Source organism: Streptomyces sp. NPDC058308, assembly GCF_042880275.1.
Classification (GTDB): domain Bacteria; phylum Actinomycetota; class Actinomycetes; order Streptomycetales; family Streptomycetaceae; genus Streptomyces.
In genome coordinates this window covers 218,089-234,466 of the sequence record NZ_JBHVZA010000010.1, presented here as the reverse complement: position 1 = coordinate 234,466, position 16,378 = coordinate 218,089, and the positions used below count along the sequence as shown (strand labels likewise).

Below are 16,378 nucleotides of genomic sequence, written 5' to 3'. Positions count from 1 at the left end.
GAGGTGCCCCATGGGAGTCCTGAAGAAGTTCGAGCAGCGTCTCGAAGGCCTGGTCAACGGCACCTTCGCCAAGGTGTTCAAGTCCGAGGTCCAGCCCGTCGAGATCGCCGGCGCCCTCCAGCGCGAGTGCGACAACAACGCGACGATCTGGAACCGCGAGCGGACGGTCGTCCCCAACGACTTCATCGTGGAGCTCAGCGCCCCCGACTTCGATCGGCTGAGCCCGTACTCGGGCCAGCTGGGCGACGAGCTCTCCGGCATGGTGCGTGACTACGCGAAGCAGCAGCGCTACAGCTTCATGGGCCCCATCAAGGTTCACCTCGAGAAGGCCGAGGACCTCGACACCGGCCTGTACCGCGTGCGCAGCCGCACTCTCGCCTCCAGCTCCTCCCAGGCGACCGACGGCGCCCCCGCGGGCCCCGGAGCCCCGGCGGCCCCCGGCCGCGGCGCTGGTGGGGGCGGTGGCGGTGGCGGTGGCGGTGGCGGTTATGGCTACCCGCAGCCGCCTTCCGGAGCCGCCGGAGCCCCCGGAGGCGCACCTCCCATGCCCGCCGCGCCCCCGCCCGGCGCGGGTCGCCCCGGCGGGCAGTCCCCGGCACCGAGCAGGCCCGCGGGCCCCGGCGCCGGACCACTTCCGGGTGCCCAGGTGCGGCGCTGGATCGAGATCAACGGCAATCGCCATCAGATCTCCCGCCCGACGCTGGTGCTGGGACGCAGCACCGACGCCGATGTGCGGATCGACGACCCCGGCGTATCCCGCCGGCACTGTGAGATCCGGACCGGAACGCCCTCGACGATCCAGGATCTCGGGTCTACCAACGGCATCGTGGTAGACGGGCAGCACACCACCCGCGCTACGCTCCGCGACGGCTCGCGGATCGTCGTGGGTCAAACCACCATCGTTTACCGGCAAGCCGAAGGGTGAAGCGGGGGCAATGTCAGAGCTGACCCTGACGGTCATGCGGCTAGGTTTCCTAGCTGTTCTGTGGCTGTTCGTGATCGTGGCCGTCCAGGTCATCCGCAGCGACCTGTTCGGAACGCGCGTCACACAGCGCGGTTCGCGCCGCGAGCGGCCCCAGCAGGCCGCCCGCCAACAACAGGCCGCCGCGCCTCCGCAGCAGCGGCAGCAGGGCGGCGGTGGCCGCCAGCGGCGCGGCGCCCCCAGCAAGCTGGTCGTCTCCGAGGGCATCCTCGCCGGGACGACCGTCGCGCTGCAGGGCCAGACCATCACGCTGGGCCGTGCGCACGACTCGACGATCGTGCTGGACGACGACTATGCCTCCAGCAGGCATGCCAGGATCTACCCGGACCGTGACGGCCAGTGGATCGTCGAGGATCTCGGGTCCACCAACGGCACGTATCTCGACCGGACCCGACTCACCACCCCGACGCCCGTTCCGCTGGGCGCGCCGATCCGCATCGGCAAGACCGTCATCGAGCTGCGGAAGTAGTACTACGTCATGACAGAGCGCGAGCGGAGCGAGCGAGCCGAAACGGCTGTCCAGGCACTGGACGCCGGCGCGCTCCCGACCGGAGGGTGGGCACCGTGCGGATGTACCCGGAGCCGACGGGCGAGGTGCGCATGAGTCTGTCTTTGCGCTTCGCCGCCGGATCGCACAAAGGCATGATCCGGGAGGGGAACGAGGACTCCGGTTACGCCGGCCCACGTCTCCTCGCGATCGCCGACGGCATGGGGGGACAGGCCGCGGGTGAGGTGGCGAGTTCCGAGGTCATCTCGACGCTCGTCACGCTCGACGACGACGTGCCTGGCTCGGACATCCTGACGTCACTGGGCACCGCCGTGCAGCGGGCCAACGACCAGCTGCGCCTGATGGTCGAGGAGGACCCCCAGCTCGAGGGCATGGGGACGACCCTGACCGCCCTCCTGTGGACGGGCCAGCGCCTCGGTCTCGTGCACGTCGGCGACTCGCGCGCGTACCTGCTGCGGGACGGCGTGCTCACGCAGATCACGCAGGACCACACCTGGGTGCAGCGCCTCGTCGACGAGGGCCGCATCACCGAGGAAGAGGCCACCACCCACCCGCAGAGGTCCCTCCTCATGCGCGCGCTGGGCAGCGGCGACCACGTCGAGCCGGATCTGTCGATCCGCGAAGTGCGCGCCGGCGACCGGTACTTGATCTGCTCGGACGGGCTGTCCGGCGTCGTCTCGCACCAGACGATGGAAGACACCCTCGCGAGCTACCAGGGCCCCCAGGAGACCGTGCAGGAGCTGATCCAGCTCGCGCTGCGCGGCGGCGGCCCCGACAACATCACCGTGATCGTCGCCGACGTCCTGGACATCGACAGCGGCGACACCCTCGCGGGCCAGCTGTCCGACACCCCCGTGGTGGTCGGCGCGGTCGCCGAGAACCAGCTCCAGGCGCAGGACGACGGCTCCATGCAGACGCCCGCGGGGCGCGCGTCGGGCCTCGGCCGCCCGGTGCCGCCGCAGCCCTCCGGAGGTGGCTTCGGCCCGCCCGGCAGCGGCGAGACCACGGGATACGCCCCCGAGGGCAGCTTCGGGGACTACGCCGACGATGACTTCGTCAAGCCCGGCGGCGGCCGCAAGTGGCTCAAGAGATCCCTCTACGGAGTGCTCGCGCTCGCCGTCATCGCCGGCGGCCTCTACGGGGGCTACCGCTGGACGCAGACCCAGTACTACGTGGGCACGAACGACAAGCACATCGCCCTTTACCGCGGCATCGACCAGGATCTGGCCTGGGTCAGCCTGTCGAAGGTCGAGAAGGACCACCCCGAGATCGAACTCAAGTACCTGCCGCCGTATCAGCGCAAGCAGGTCGAGGCCACCATCCCCGAGGACGACCTCGACGAGGCCACGAGCAAGATCGAGGAGCTGGGGCTGCAGGCCTCCGCCTGCAAGAAGGAAGCCGAGCGTCGCGAGATCGAGCGCGAGAACAACGCCAAGACGGGCGAGGGCGAAGCCGGAGGCACCTCCGGCCAGCGCAGGACGCCGGGCCCGGATTCCACGACGTCCCCGCCCGTCGGGGACGAGAAGAACGACAAGAACAGCCCGACCGACAAGAACAAGTCCAAGACCGCACCGACTCCCACACCCGGCCCCAGCCTCTCCGAGGATGAGCAGAAGCTGGTCCCGCTGTGCGGTAAGCAGTAAGCAGCCGTTGGGGGCCTCTGCACGCCATGAGCAGTAGTACTACACACACGTCGACGATCGGCGCGATCGGGGCGCCGAGCCGGCGCAACACCGAGCTCGCGCTGCTCGCGTTCGCGGTCGTCATCCCGTTGTTCGCCTACATGAACGTGGGCCTGGCGCTTGACGGCAAGGTGCCGTCCGGCATGCTCGGATACGGAGCAGGCCTCGGCCTGCTCGCGGCGGTGGGCCACCTGGTCGTCCGCAAGTTCGCGGCATACGCGGACCCGCTGCTGCTGCCACTGGCCACCCTGCTGAACGGTCTGGGCCTGGTGCTGATCTGGCGGCTCGACCAGTCCGAGCGACTGCAGCAGCTGCCCAACTTCAGCGCCGCGGCGCCGAACCAGCTCATGTACTCCGCGATCGGCATCGCCCTGTTCGTCGGTGTGCTGCTGCTGCTCAAGGACCACCGCGTCCTGCAGCGCTACACCTACATCTCCATGGTCGCTGCCCTGATCCTGCTGCTCCTGCCGCTCGTGCCGGGCCTCGGCCTCAACATCTACGGCGCGAAGATCTGGATCCACGTCGGCGGGTTCTCCATCCAGCCCGGTGAGTTCGCGAAGATCGTCATCGCGATCTTCTTCGCCGGTTATCTGATGGTGAAGCGCGATGCCCTCGCCCTGGCCAGCCGCCGCTTCATGGGTCTGTACCTGCCGCGCGGGCGCGACCTCGGGCCGATCATCGTCGTCTGGGCGATGTCGATCCTCATCCTGGTCTTCGAGACGGACCTCGGTACGTCGCTGCTGTTCTTCGGCATGTTCGTCGTCATGCTGTACGTCGCCACGGAGCGCACCAGCTGGATCGTCTTCGGTCTCCTGATGTCCGCGGTCGGCGCCGTCGCCGTGGCGAGCTTCGAACCGCACATCCAGACGCGTGTGCAGGCATGGCTCGACCCGTTGGGCGAGTACAAGCTCAGCCAGGCCGGCGTCCAGGACGGTGTCATCCACTCCGAGCAGGCGATGCAGGCCCTGTGGGCCTTCGGCTCCGGCGGCACCCTCGGCTCCGGTCTCGGCCAGGGCCACTCGGACCTGATCAAGTTCGCCGCCAACTCCGACTTCATCCTCGCCACCTTCGGTGAGGAGCTGGGTCTCGCCGGCATCATGGCGATCCTGCTGATCTACGGCCTGATCGTCGAGCGCGGCGTCCGCACGGCGCTCGCCGCCCGCGACCCGTTCGGCAAGCTCCTCGCGATCGGCCTCTCCGGAGCCTTCGCCATCCAGGTCTTCGTCGTCGCCGGCGGCGTCATGGGCCTGATCCCGCTGACCGGTATGACGATGCCCTTCCTGGCGTACGGCGGTTCGTCCGTCATCGCCAACTGGGCCCTGATCGGGATCCTGATCAGAATCAGCGACACCGCACGCCGCCCGGCCCCCTCCCCCGCCCCGAACCCCGACGCCGAAATGACCCAGGTGGTCCGACCGTGAACAAGCCCCTGCGCCGGATCGCGATCTTCTGCGGGCTGCTCATCCTCGCCCTGCTCGCCCGGGACAACTGGCTCCAGTACGTCCAGGCCGACTCCCTCGCGAAGCACGAGAAGAACCGCCGCGTCACCATCGAGCGCTACTCCCAGCCGCGCGGCGACATCATCGTCGACGGCAAGCCCATCACCGGCTCGAAGGCGACGCCGGGCAGCGACCTCAAGTACAAGCGCACCTGGAAGGACGGGCCCATGTGGGCCCCCATCACCGGGTACTCCTCGCAGCGCATGGGCGCCACCCAGCTGGAGAGCATCGACGACGGCATCCTCACCGGCAACGACGACCGGCTCTTCTTCCGCCGCACCCTCGACATGCTGACCGGCGAGAAGAAGGAGGGCGGCAATGTCGTCACGACCCTCAACTCCGCCGCGCAGAAGGCCGCGTACGACGGCCTGAAGAGCAAGGGCAAGGGCGCCGTCGCCGCGATCGACCCGTCGACGGGCGCGATCCTCGCGCTGGCCTCCACGCCGTCGTACGACCCCGGCGACTTCGCGGGCAACTCGAACGCGGAAGCCGAGAAGTACCTGAGCCTGGAGAAGGACAAGGACAAGCCGATGGTCAACCGCGCGCTGCGCGAGACCTATCCGCCCGGCTCCACCTTCAAGGTGGTCACGGCGGCGGCCGCCCTTGAGCACGGCCTGTACGACGGCATCGACGAGAAGACCGACTCGCCGCTGCCGTGGACGATGCCGAACACCACCCAGCCGCTGAAGAACGAGGGCAACATCCCCTGCAAGAACGCCACACTGCGTGAGGCGCTGCGGTGGTCCTGCAACACCGTCTTCGGCAAGATCGGCTCCGATCTCGGCAAGGACAAGATGCTGGAGACGGCGAAGAAGTTCGGGTTCAACGAGCAGCAGTTCGTCCCCGTCCGCTCCAACGCCTCCAACTTCCCCGAGGACATGGACAAGCCGCAGACCGCGCTGTCGTCCATCGGCCAGTTCGAGACCGCCACGACGCCCCTGCAGATGGCCATGGTCGCCTCCGCGATCGCCAACGACGGCACGCTCATGGAGCCGTACATGGTCAGCGAGCTGCAGGCGCGCAACCTCGACGTCATCGAGAAGCACTCGCCCAAGGAGATGAGCGAGCCGCTCTCGAAGGAGAACGCCCAGAAGCTGCAGGAAATGATGGAGACGGTCGTCGAGAAGGGCACCGGAACCAACGCCCAGATCCCGAACGTCACCGTCGGCGGAAAGACGGGTACGGCGCAGCACGGCGTCGCCAACAGCAAGAACCCGTACGCCTGGTTCATCTCGTACGCCAAGACGGATTCCGGTTCGCCGGTCGCCGTCGCGGTCGTCGTCGAGGACTCCAAGGCGAGCCGTCAGGACATCTCCGGTGGCGGTCTGGCGGCTCCGATCGCCAAGGACGTGATGAAGGCGGTCATCGACAGCAAGAAGTGACCCCCATCACGCCCCCTCCACATCGGTGCACGTTGCGGTACCGGTCCGGTATCGGGTGACGGTCGCGGCCGGGTCACGCAAGACGAGCCGGGTACGGTAAGCCCGGACAGCACACCGCCGGACCACACAACGGTGCGGTCGGGACCGACGGAGAGGGCTGGATTAGCTATGGAAGAGCCGCGTCGCCTCGGCGGCCGGTACGAGCTGGGCCAGGTGCTCGGCCGCGGCGGGATGGCGGAGGTCTACCTCGCGCACGACACCCGCCTCGGCCGCACCGTGGCGGTGAAGACGCTGCGAGTCGACCTCGCCCGCGACCCGTCGTTCCAGGCCCGGTTCCGCCGTGAGGCCCAGTCTGCCGCCTCGCTCAACCACCCGGCGATCGTCGCGGTCTACGACACCGGCGAGGACTACGTCGACGGGGTCTCCATCCCGTACATCGTGATGGAGTACGTCGACGGCTCCACGCTGCGCGAGCTCCTGCACTCCGGCCGCAAGCTGCTGCCGGAGCGGGCCATGGAGATGACGATCGGCATCCTCCAGGCCCTGGAGTACTCGCACCGGAACGGCATCGTCCACCGCGACATCAAGCCCGCGAACGTCATGCTGACGCGCAACGGCCAGGTCAAGGTCATGGACTTCGGCATCGCCCGCGCCATGGGTGACTCCGGCATGACGATGACGCAGACCGCCGCGGTCATCGGCACGGCGCAGTACCTCTCGCCGGAGCAGGCCAAGGGCGAGCAGGTCGACGCCCGCTCCGACCTCTACTCCACCGGCTGTCTGCTCTACGAGCTGCTCACCGTCCGGCCGCCGTTCGTCGGCGACTCCCCGGTCGCGGTGGCCTACCAGCACGTACGGGAAGAACCGCAGGCCCCGAGCGTCTTCGACGCGGAGATCACGCCGGAGATGGACGCCATCGTCCTCAAGGCGCTCACCAAGGACCCGGACTACCGCTACCAGTCGGCCGACGAGATGCGTGCCGACATCGAGGCCTGCCTCGACGGCCAGCCCGTCGCGGCCACCGCCGCCATGGGCGCGGTGGGCTACGGCGGTCACCCCAACGACCAGCAGACCGCGATGCTGCGCCCGCAGAACAACCAGGGCCAGACGTCGATGATGCCTCCGGTCAACCCGGACGACGGGGGCTACGGCTACGACGAGGGCCGCGGCCGGCGCCAGAAGAAGAGCAACACCTCGACGTGGCTCCTCGTCCTCGCGGGCGTCCTAGTCCTCGTGGGGGCGATCCTCATCGGCAAGGTGGCGTTCACCGGGAACGGCGGTGACGACTCCACCAAGGCGCCGAACTTCGTGGGTGAGACGTACAAGGAAGCCGAGGAGTCGGCGGACAACGTCGGCCTCAAGCTGGAGATCGGCGAGCGCAAGCCGTGCGAGAAGTACCCCAAGGGTGAGATCTGCGCTCAGGACCCCGGGGCCGACGCCGAGGTCAAGAAGGGCGACACCGTGACGGTGACGGTGTCGACCGGCGCGCCCAAGGTCGCGGTGCCGAACGTCATCTCGACGAACGTCGATGACGCCACGGAGAAGCTCCAGGACGACAAGTACCAGTTCAAGGTCACGTCCAAGTCCCGGGAGTCCACCGAGGAGCCGGGCACGGTCCTGGAGCAGGACCCGACCTCCGGCACCGAGGTCCAGAAGGGCAGCAAGATCACGCTGATCGTCGCCAAGGAGAAGAAGCAGGTCAGCGTCCCGGACGTGACCGGTCTCGACTACGCGGCCGCCGAGAAGCGACTCAAGGACAACGGCTTCACTGCCTCCCGCGAGGACGTCGCGAGCGAGGATGTCGACGAGGGCAAGGTCATCAAGACCACGCCGTCGGCCGGCACCCCGGCCGACCCCGGCTCCACGGTCACCGTCCAGGTGGCCAAGGCGGCCGAGGAGTCCACCGTCCCGCCCCTCACCGGCCAGAAGCTGAAGGACGCCCGCAAGGCCATCGAGGACGCGGGTCTGACGGTCGGCACCATCACAGGGCCGCAGGACGACGACGCCCTGGTGGTCTTCTCGCAGCCCAACGCGGGCGAGAAGGTGGCGCCCGGTTCGGCGGTCAACCTGACCACCGCAGGCGGCGGTGGCGGCAACGGCAACAACGGCGGCGGCGGAGACGACGGGGACGACGGCTTCGTCGGCGGCCTGTCCCATCGCGACAAGCACGACAGGTGGCCGGGCTTCGACTACTGACCCGTTCCTGGACGCGCGTTCCAGAGCACGAGAGAGCCCCGGTGCCGCTGAGCGGTACCGGGGCTCTCTCGCTGCGTCCGTGCTCCGCGGCTAGGCCCTGTCGTCGAACTCGCGTCGTTGGCCCGGAGGGCGGCCTCGCGGCGTCTGGTGCGTGCGATCGCAAGGCGGAGGGTCATCCCGGTACTGGGCGTACCGGGATGAGCCCGGCAACGCGGCGAGCGTGCGTGCCAGGCGTCGCGAGGCAGACGGGAGTTTGACGACAGGGCCTAGCCCCGCAGCTCCGGCGGCGGTGTCCGCTCGGCGTCGACCTTCTCGATCCGCTCCAGCTCGCCCCAGACGACGTACCGGTAGCGGGAGGTGTAGACCGGCGTGCAGGTCGTGAGGGTGATGTAGCGGCCCGGCTTCTTCGCGCCCGATTCCTTCGGGACGGGGTCAAGGACCTTCACGTTGAACTTCGAGGTCTCGGAGAGCGTCGAGTACACCTTGTACACGTACCACTTGTCCCGGGACTCGTAGACGATCGCGTCGCCCTTCTTGATCTTGTCGATCCTGTGGAACTTCGCGCCGTGCCCGTCGCGGTGCGCGGCCAGCGCGAAGTTGCCCTTCTTGTCCTCGGGCAGGGCCGACTTGACCGGCTCCTTGTAGTAGCCGGCGACGCCGTCGTTGAGGACCTTGCTGCTGGTGCCCTTCTTGACCAGCACCTCACCGCCGCCCATCGCGGGCACGTGCAGGAAGCCGATGCCGTCCTTGGTGTCGATCCTGCCGGGGCCGCTCGCCCAGTGGTCGCGCACCCGGTTGCCCTGCTTGTGCGCCTCGCGGTCCGCTATGACGTTCGTCCACCACAGCGAGTAGACGACGAAGAGGCCGAGCACGAGGCCCGCGGTGATGAGGAGTTCACCGAAGACGCTGACCGCCGTGGCGAGGGGGCCGCGGCCCCGGCGCGAGGGTGCGGGGGGCGGTGCGGGCGCCTGAGCCTGCTGCTCGTCGTCGGTCGTGGCTGCCACTCGATCTGCCCCGTTCTCACCGTTCTAGTTCACGAGCGCGCTGGGCTTGCCCTTGCTGCGCGGTCGTTCCTCGACCATCTTGCCCCAGACGATCATTCGATACTTACTCGTGAATTCCGGGGTACAGGTGGTCAGTGTGATGTACCGGCCGGGTTTGGTGAACCCCGAGCCCGGCGGCACGGGACCGATCACGCTCGTGTTGCCCGGGGACGTCTGGGGCAGGATGCTCGCCATCTTGTAGACGAAGTACTTGTCCTGCGTCTCCACCACGATCGGGTCGCCCGGCTCCAGGCGGTTGATGTAGCGGAACGGCTCACCATGGGTGTTGCGGTGGCCCGCGACCGCGAAGTTGCCCTTCGCCGCGTCCGGCATCGGGGTCTTGGTGCTGCCTTCGTTGTAGTGGCCGACCATGCCGCGGTCGAGGACCTTCTCCTTGTCGATGCCCTCGGCGACCGGCACGACGACGTCAAGGCGCGGGATGTGCAGCATCGCGAAACCCTGCCCCGGCTCGAAGGTCCCGGGCTTGCCCTCGCCCTTGGCCCAGCTCTCCTGGAGGTCGTGGGCGGCGCCGTTCGCCTGCTGGTGGGCGCGGATGTTCGTCCACCACAGCTGGTACGTGACGAACAGCAGCATCAGGACGCCGACGGTGATGAAGACTTCGCCGAGCCCTCGGCTGATCACGGCGCCCGGCGACGGCCTGCGGGCGCGCTCCGCACGACGTGCCTCGACGCGGGAGAGGGGAGCGGCGGCGGATCGGGCCCCGGCGGGGCTCGCGGCCGGGCGCGCACCGCCCTTCTTGGCGGCCTTGCGGCGGGCTGCCCTGCCGCCCTCGACGGCGTTTCCCGCCCCCGGGGTGCCGTCGGGCTCCGCTTCGGCTATTCGACGGGTGTCCACCGTCCGCAGGCCCACGGTCTCGTCGTCCTGTACGGGCGGGGGCGTGGGCGCGGGCGCGGGCTGCTCGGGGGCGTATGCGCCGTACAGCTCCTCGTACGTGGGTTCCGGCTGGCTTTCGGGGGCCGGTGCCGGTGCCGATGCCGGTGACGGTGACTGCGCCCCGTACCAGTCGCGGGCGTACCCCTCGGGGTCGTACCACTCCTCTTCCTGCGCCTGCGGCTGCGGCTGCGGCTGCGGCTGCGGCTCCGCGGACGCGCTGCGGAACCACGGCGAGGAGTGCTGCCCCGGCAGCGGATCCGTCAGCGGGTCGTCCAGATGATCGACCGCCGCCTCGAACGCACCCGTGTCCCCGTGCGCGCCGTTCGCGTCGTACGGGGCTCCGGAGGAGTCGCGCTCGGGGCGCAGGTCGGTCACGCCGTGGCCCGGCCCACCACCGGGGCCAGCCCGCTCGATCGGCCGACGGCGCCGGTGTCGCCGCACTCCGCCAGCCAGTTGGCCAGCATCAGATGACCGTGTTCGGTCAGCACCGACTCGGGGTGGAACTGCACACCCTCGACCGGCAGTTCACGGTGGCGCAGGCCCATGATGATGCCGTCCTCCGTACGCGCGGTGACTTCAAGATCGGCCGGGACGGTGGCCGGTTCGGCGGCCAGCGAGTGGTAGCGGGTCGCGGTGAACGGCGACGGCAGGCCCGCGAAGACGCCCTTGCCCTCGTGGCGGACGGAGGAGGTCTTGCCGTGCAGGAGCTCCGGGGCGCGGTCCACCACGCCCCCGTACGCCACCGCCATGGACTGCATGCCGAGGCAGACGCCGAAGACGGGCACGCCGGTGGCGGCGCAGTGCCGCACCATCTCCACGCAGACGCCCGCCTGTTCCGGGGTGCCGGGGCCGGGCGAGAGCAGCACGCCGTCGAAGCCGTCCTGGGCGTGCCGGAGCTCGACCTCGTCGTTGCGCAGGACCTCGCACTCGGCACCGAGCTGGTAGAGGTACTGGACGAGGTTGAAGACGAAGCTGTCGTAGTTGTCGACGACGAGGATGCGGGTACGGCCACGGCCGTCGGCGGTACTCACTGGCCGTCCACGGTGACGTCGTTGAAGGGCAGCAGCGGTTCCGCCCACGGGAAGACGTACTGGAACAGCACATAGACCACCGCGAGGACGAGCACCAGCGAAACCAGTGCTCTCACCCAGGCGTTTCCCGGCAGATGCCGCCAGATCCAGCCGTACATGCCGTCCCTTCCGTCGCGTACGGCATGGCCTCCCTCGCCGTACCGCACCAGACTAACGGCGCAGTGCCTCCGGTTTCCCGGCCTCCACGGGCTGGGTGGCATCCAGATGTGCCCAGGCGATCAGCCGGTGACTGTGGCCCCACTCCGGTTCACAGGTCGTAAGGGTCAGGTAACGCCCCGGGCCGTCATAGCCGGATCGGCGCGGCACGGGATCGATGACACCGATGTCGCCGGGGAGCGTCTTGTAGGGCTTCTTGTCGATGCGGTACGTGAACCAGGTCGCGCCGTCGGTCAGGACGACGGGGTCGCCGGGGCGCAGCTCGGGGAAGTCCTTGAAGGGGTCGCCGTAGGTGCGCCGGTGGCCCGCCACGGAGAAGTTGCCCTTCTGTCCGAGCCGGGCGGTGGAGGCGTAGTGACCGAGGCCCTTCTTCAGGACGCCGGCGCCGGTGCCCTGGAGCACGGGCTTGTTCCACGTGAAACCGAACCGCGGGATGTACATGACGGCGAAGGCGTTGCCGTCTCTGTAGGGGGCCGGTTTCTCCGGCGAGCTCTCGGCGGGTCCCGTCCCGGCCGGTTTGTCGTCCGCGCCGGTGGATACCGCGCCCCGCGCCCACTGGTCCCGCAGCTCGTCGATCTGGCCGTCCATGGCGTTGTCGGCCTTCACGCCGGTCCAGAACAGGACGTACACGACGAAGAGCACGATCAACGTGCCGACGGTGATGCACAGTTCGCTGAACGTCCTGACGAGCACACGCACGGACACAGGCTCCCCCAGGGGCCGCTACTCCACAGGCTTCGCGTAGTGGAGATCCACTGTGCCCGAGTAGCCGGGAAGAGTCACCGCCCCGTCGTCGTCCACTTTCCAGCCGAGTCCGTAGGCATTGACGTACAGCATGTAGTTCTGGATCTCGGGGGAGGCCGCCAGGGCGTTCTTGAGCTTGCCGGGGTCGCCGACCGCGGTCACCTTGTACGGCGGGGAGTAGACGCGGCCCTGGAGGATCAGGGTGTTGCCGACGCAGCGCACGGCGCTCGTGGAGATCAGGCGCTGGTCCATGACCTTGATGCCCTCGGCGCCGCCCTGCCAGAGGGCGTTCACCACGGCTTGCAGGTCCTGCTGGTGAATGACCAGGTCATTGGGTTGCGGCTCGGGGTAGCCGGGCAGCTTGGCGGTGGCGTTGGGCGGGGCGTCGGCGAGGGTGACGGTGACCGCATCGCCGCTGAGCTTCTTGGTGCCGGCGTTCTCCTCCAGCGCCTTGAGCCGGGCGTCGTCGGCCTTGGTGCCGCCGCTGTCGCGCTGGGCGAGCGACTCGACGTCGTCGCGCAGGGAGCCGTTGGATTCGTCGAGCTCGCCGTTCTTGTGGCTGCGCTCCTGAATGAGGTCGGAGAGTTTCAGCAGGGAGGCATCCGTACGGATGTTGGTGCCCTTGGCCGTGTTGAAACTGGTGAAAAAGATCAGGCCGGCGAGGGCGAAAACAGCACCCGTAAGCACCCGAACCGGACGCCATCGGGGGCGACGGCCGGCACCTTTGTGGGGGTCGGCAGAATTGCTCAACGTACCCTTATCTCCTTCAGCGCCGCGGAAGCACTACGCTAACGGACGCCCGGGGGAGGCTTCAGCTCCGTGTAGTGCCACGCCCGGCGCGCCAGACCACAGTTACCTGCGCGGCCACGCAGCGCATCGACAGGAGAGACCCTCGTGCCGAAGTCACGTATCCGCAAGAAGGCAGACGACTACACGCCGCCGCCCGCCAAGAAGGCGACGAACATCAAGCTGACCAACCGGAGCTGGGTGGCTCCGGTGATGCTGGCGATGTTCCTCATCGGCCTCGCCTGGATCGTCGTCTTCTATGTCACGGACGGCAAGCTGCCGGTCGACCCGCTGGGCAACTGGAACATCGTGGTCGGCTTCGGCTTCATCGCCGCGGGCTTCGGCGTCTCCACCCAGTGGAAGTAGCGCCCGCACGGGCCCTCGTGCGGCGGTGGGCACGAGCAGTTCCACCGCTCCGAGCGCAAGCCTTGCCCTGAGTTATCCACAGCGCTATCCCCACCTGGGGATAAGACTGAAGATCTGTGGATAACCCTCGGCCGGTTGACGCCGGTGTGACTGGCCCACCGCATCCCCGCACCTCGCGTGCCCCTTGTCCTTCCTGGGGAAACCCAGGACAGTGACAAGGGGCACGCGTGTTCCCACATCATGCACAAGATCCGCCACACGCTGTGGACAACCTGGTACGTCAGGTGAGCTCCGCGGTCCGTACGAGGACCATGACGACCGTCGCGACCAGCACCAGCGCACAGCTGCCGTACTGGATGAGGTTCCGCCGCTCGCGGGGCGCGTGCACCATCGCGTAGCCGACGATGACACCGCCGACGAGGCCGCCGACGTGGGCCTGCCAGGCGATGTTGGGCCACCAGAAGGTGATGACCATGTTGATCGCGAGGAGTGCGATGACCGGCCGCATGTCGTAGTTGAGCCGCCTCATCAGGATGGCGGTCGCGCCGAACAGACCGAAGATGGCACCGGAGGCGCCGAGCGAGGGCCGGTACGGCTCCTCCAGGAGGTAGGTCAGGGCGCTGCCCGCGAGGCCGGAGGCCGCGTAGAGCGCGAGGTAGCGGACGCGGCCGAGGGCCGCTTCGAGCGGACCGCCGATCCACCACAGGCTGAGCATGTTGAAAGCGATGTGCATATAACTGCTGTGCAGGAACATCGCCGTCACGAGGCGGTACCACTGCCCCTCGGCGACGCCCTCGACCGAGCCGAACTCCGGGACGAAGGCGCGCCCCAGCAGATCGAACCGGTCGGTGAAGCGGTCCCCGACCGCCAGCTGCACGACGAACAGCGCGAGATTGAGCCCCACGAGGACCTTGGTCACCAGGCGCGGGTCGGCGGCGACCGTGCCGCCCGCGACCGTGCGCGGCTGGTTGGCCGCCGGCGTGTGGCCGGTGCCCGAGCCGCTGCGGACGCAGTCGGGGCACTGGAAACCGACCGAGGCACTGATCATGCACTCGGGGCAGATGGGCCGCTCGCAGCGCGTGCAGGTGATGCCGGTCTCCCGGCCCGGATGCCGGTAACAGGCGGGCAGGCCCGACGCCCCCTGTGACTCCTGCGGGCTGCCTGGCGCCTGGTCCATGGGGTCCCCTCAATCCTCGTACGAAGGCACGGTGCACACGTGGCAACGCGCCGCCCCGCCCTTCCTTACGGATGGGCGGGGCGGTTTGGTTCCCTCGCGGGCGCGCGAGGCTCCCTCGCGAATACGCGCAGGTCAGGCGTCGCGGGTCTCGATGACCACGGACTCGATGACCACGTCGTTGACCGGACGGTCGGTGCGCGGGTTGGTCTGGGTGGCCGCGATGGCGTCCACGACCTTCTGGCTGGCCGCGTCGGTGACCTCGCCGAAGATCGTGTGCTTGCGCGTCAGCCAGGCCGTCGGCGACACAGTCACGAAGAACTGCGAGCCGTTGGTGCCCGGGCCGGCGTTGGCCATGGCCAGGAGGTAAGGCTTGTCGAAGGCGAGGTCCGGGTGGAACTCGTCCTCGAACTCGTAGCCCGGGCCGCCGGTGCCGTTGCCCAGCGGGTCGCCGCCCTGGATCATGAAACCGCTGATCACCCGGTGGAAGACGGTGCCGTCGTACAGGCGGTCCGAGGTCTTCTTGCCGGTCGCGGGGTGGACCCACTCGCGCTCGCCCTGAGCGAGCTCAACAAAGTTCTTGACCGTCTTGGGCGCGTGATTCGGCAGGAGCCGGACCACGATGTCGCCCTGGTTGGTCTTCAGGGTGGCGTAAAGCTGCTCAGCCACGATCTGCCTTCCGTTGTCTTCTGTGACCCCCCGATCCTCGCACGGACCGGATTGGGACGAGTAGCCACCGACTGGGCGCGCGCCGAAGCGATCCGTGGCATTGTCGGCCGGGAGCTCTTCTTGCGCCGATTCGACCGAATGGAACGGGACAGACGGGCCGATCGGGGTAACCGGGTGGAGCAGAGATTTCTTCTTGCCGAACAACCCGCTGAACGACTCGCAGTACAACTCGCCCAGAGCCGGACTCGGAGACTGGATCGACTGGACCGGAAACAGGGCCGGCGCCAGCCCCTGTGACCCGGATGCCCGCCCTCGCATGTCTTCGGAGCGATCCGGAAGGCATGATCGCTGAAAGGGTGGAAAGGTGACATACCTATACGCCACCGAGGAGGAGGAACCCGTGACCCGCATCGACAGCGTGCGCGCCGCGACCGGCTCGGCCAAGGACAGCGTGCGTCACGCCGCGGACGCGGTGGCGCCCTACGCCGACACGGCCAAGGACCGGGCCACCCACTACGCCCACGAAGCGCGCGTACGGCTCGCACCCAAGGTGTCGCAGGCCGCTGAGCAGGCCCGTGTCCAGTACGGCGCCCACGTCGCCCCCCGCGTCGAGCAGGCCCGCACGCATGTACCGCCGAAGGTCGACCAGGCCGCGCACGAGGCCGCCGTCCGCACCCGCAAGGCCGCCCGGCAGGCCGCCGAGTACTCCAAGCCCCGCATCGAGCACGCGGTCGCCGCCGCGCAGCCCGTACGCGACGAGGCCGCGTCCCGTGGCACGGCGGCCCTCGCCGCGCTGCGCGGTCAGGTCTCGGCCAAGGAGATCCAGCGCCTGGCGCGCAAGCACGAGCGCCGGGCCAGGGCGGGCCGGCTCGCCAAGAGCCTGGCCGTGTTCGGCATCCTCGCGGGCGGTGCGGTCGCCGCCTGGAAGTGGTGGGACAAGCAGGCCAACCCCGACTGGCTGGTCGAGCCGCCCGCGGCCACGGAGGTCCCGGCCAGCACGCCGCTGACGTCCGTGGACGGCAGCGCTCAGGCGGCCCTCGACCCCGAGGTCCAGGCCAAGCAGGCCGAGGCGGAGGCGGAGGCCGACGCCACGAACGGGGAGAAGAAGAAGAGCTGACCCCGCTCTTGGAGCGAACGACGCCGTCGGGCGGGACGCAACGACGCCGTGGGGCGGGAGGCCGGGAGGTCTCCCGCCCCACGGCGTTT

Annotated in this window: 15 protein-coding genes; 8 read left to right on the top strand and 7 right to left on the bottom strand. The window is 68.9% G+C overall.

Annotated elements, in window-relative coordinates:
• The first annotated feature begins 10 nt into the window (after positions 1-10).
• The 6 genes from ACFVYL_RS16615 (at position 11) to pknB (ending at position 8,249) form a co-directional block, all read left to right on the top strand.
• Positions 11-925, top strand: a complete 915-nt coding sequence (locus ACFVYL_RS16615; RefSeq protein WP_389716318.1) for an FhaA domain-containing protein — start codon at positions 11-13, stop codon at positions 923-925.
• Positions 926-935: 10 nt separating this feature from the next.
• Positions 936-1,451 carry an FHA domain-containing protein gene (locus ACFVYL_RS16610; RefSeq protein WP_098243670.1) on the top strand — a complete coding sequence of 172 codons (516 nt, stop codon included), beginning with the start codon at positions 936-938 and terminating at the stop codon, positions 1,449-1,451.
• 131 nt (positions 1,452-1,582) lie between these two features.
• Complete coding sequence (locus ACFVYL_RS16605; protein WP_389716315.1) at positions 1,583-3,133, top strand: Stp1/IreP family PP2C-type Ser/Thr phosphatase; 1,551 nt, start codon at positions 1,583-1,585, stop codon at positions 3,131-3,133.
• A gap of 26 nt (positions 3,134-3,159) precedes the next feature.
• Positions 3,160-4,593 carry an FtsW/RodA/SpoVE family cell cycle protein gene (locus tag ACFVYL_RS16600; RefSeq protein WP_389716313.1) on the top strand — a complete coding sequence of 478 codons (1,434 nt, stop codon included), beginning with the start codon at positions 3,160-3,162 and terminating at the stop codon, positions 4,591-4,593.
• Positions 4,590-6,053, top strand: coding sequence for a peptidoglycan D,D-transpeptidase FtsI family protein (locus tag ACFVYL_RS16595; RefSeq protein ID WP_389716311.1), 1,464 nt, complete (start codon positions 4,590-4,592; stop codon positions 6,051-6,053). The genes ACFVYL_RS16600 and ACFVYL_RS16595 overlap by 4 nt, the downstream gene beginning before the upstream one ends.
• 168 nt (positions 6,054-6,221) lie before the next feature.
• Entirely contained in the window at positions 6,222-8,249 is a 2,028-nt protein-coding gene (pknB, locus tag ACFVYL_RS16590; RefSeq protein ID WP_389716308.1) for a Stk1 family PASTA domain-containing Ser/Thr kinase, read from the top strand.
• A 266-nt stretch (positions 8,250-8,515) separates the two neighbouring features.
• Here the strand turns inward: pknB and ACFVYL_RS16585 are convergent, their stop codons facing one another.
• The 5 genes from ACFVYL_RS16585 to ACFVYL_RS16565 form a co-directional block, all read right to left on the bottom strand.
• Positions 8,516-9,253, bottom strand: a complete 738-nt coding sequence (locus tag ACFVYL_RS16585; protein ID WP_389716306.1) for a class E sortase — start codon at positions 9,251-9,253, stop codon at positions 8,516-8,518.
• Between the two features lie 24 nt (positions 9,254-9,277).
• A complete protein-coding gene (locus ACFVYL_RS16580; RefSeq protein ID WP_389716304.1) occupies positions 9,278-10,561 on the bottom strand; it encodes a class E sortase in 1,284 nt (427 codons plus the stop codon).
• Positions 10,558-11,217: an aminodeoxychorismate/anthranilate synthase component II gene (locus ACFVYL_RS16575; protein WP_389716301.1), complete on the bottom strand. Its 660-nt coding sequence runs from the start codon at positions 11,215-11,217 to the stop codon at positions 10,558-10,560. Before ACFVYL_RS16575 ends, ACFVYL_RS16580 begins: the two co-directional genes overlap by 4 nt.
• A 210-nt stretch (positions 11,218-11,427) precedes the next feature.
• Positions 11,428-12,132, bottom strand: coding sequence for a class E sortase (locus ACFVYL_RS16570; RefSeq protein ID WP_389716299.1), 705 nt, complete (start codon positions 12,130-12,132; stop codon positions 11,428-11,430).
• 24 nt (positions 12,133-12,156) lie between these two features.
• Positions 12,157-12,927 carry a DUF881 domain-containing protein gene (locus ACFVYL_RS16565; RefSeq protein ID WP_389716297.1) on the bottom strand — a complete coding sequence of 257 codons (771 nt, stop codon included), beginning with the start codon at positions 12,925-12,927 and terminating at the stop codon, positions 12,157-12,159.
• 144 nt (positions 12,928-13,071) lie between these two features.
• Here ACFVYL_RS16565 and crgA point away from each other — a divergent pair, with 144 nt between their 5' ends.
• Positions 13,072-13,329 carry a cell division protein CrgA gene (crgA, locus tag ACFVYL_RS16560; RefSeq protein ID WP_389716294.1) on the top strand — a complete coding sequence of 86 codons (258 nt, stop codon included), beginning with the start codon at positions 13,072-13,074 and terminating at the stop codon, positions 13,327-13,329.
• A gap of 280 nt (positions 13,330-13,609) precedes the next feature.
• Here crgA and ACFVYL_RS16555 read toward each other — a convergent pair whose 3' ends face one another.
• Together ACFVYL_RS16555 and ACFVYL_RS16550 are read right to left on the bottom strand one after the other, a co-directional pair.
• Complete coding sequence (locus ACFVYL_RS16555; protein ID WP_389716292.1) at positions 13,610-14,506, bottom strand: rhomboid family intramembrane serine protease; 897 nt, start codon at positions 14,504-14,506, stop codon at positions 13,610-13,612.
• A gap of 132 nt (positions 14,507-14,638) precedes the next feature.
• Positions 14,639-15,172: a peptidylprolyl isomerase gene (locus tag ACFVYL_RS16550; protein ID WP_389716290.1), complete on the bottom strand. Its 534-nt coding sequence runs from the start codon at positions 15,170-15,172 to the stop codon at positions 14,639-14,641.
• 400 nt (positions 15,173-15,572) lie between these two features.
• Here ACFVYL_RS16550 and ACFVYL_RS16545 point away from each other — a divergent pair, with 400 nt between their 5' ends.
• Positions 15,573-16,289, top strand: a complete 717-nt coding sequence (locus ACFVYL_RS16545; protein WP_389716402.1) for a DUF5324 family protein — start codon at positions 15,573-15,575, stop codon at positions 16,287-16,289.
• Positions 16,290-16,378: the final 89 nt, after the last annotated feature.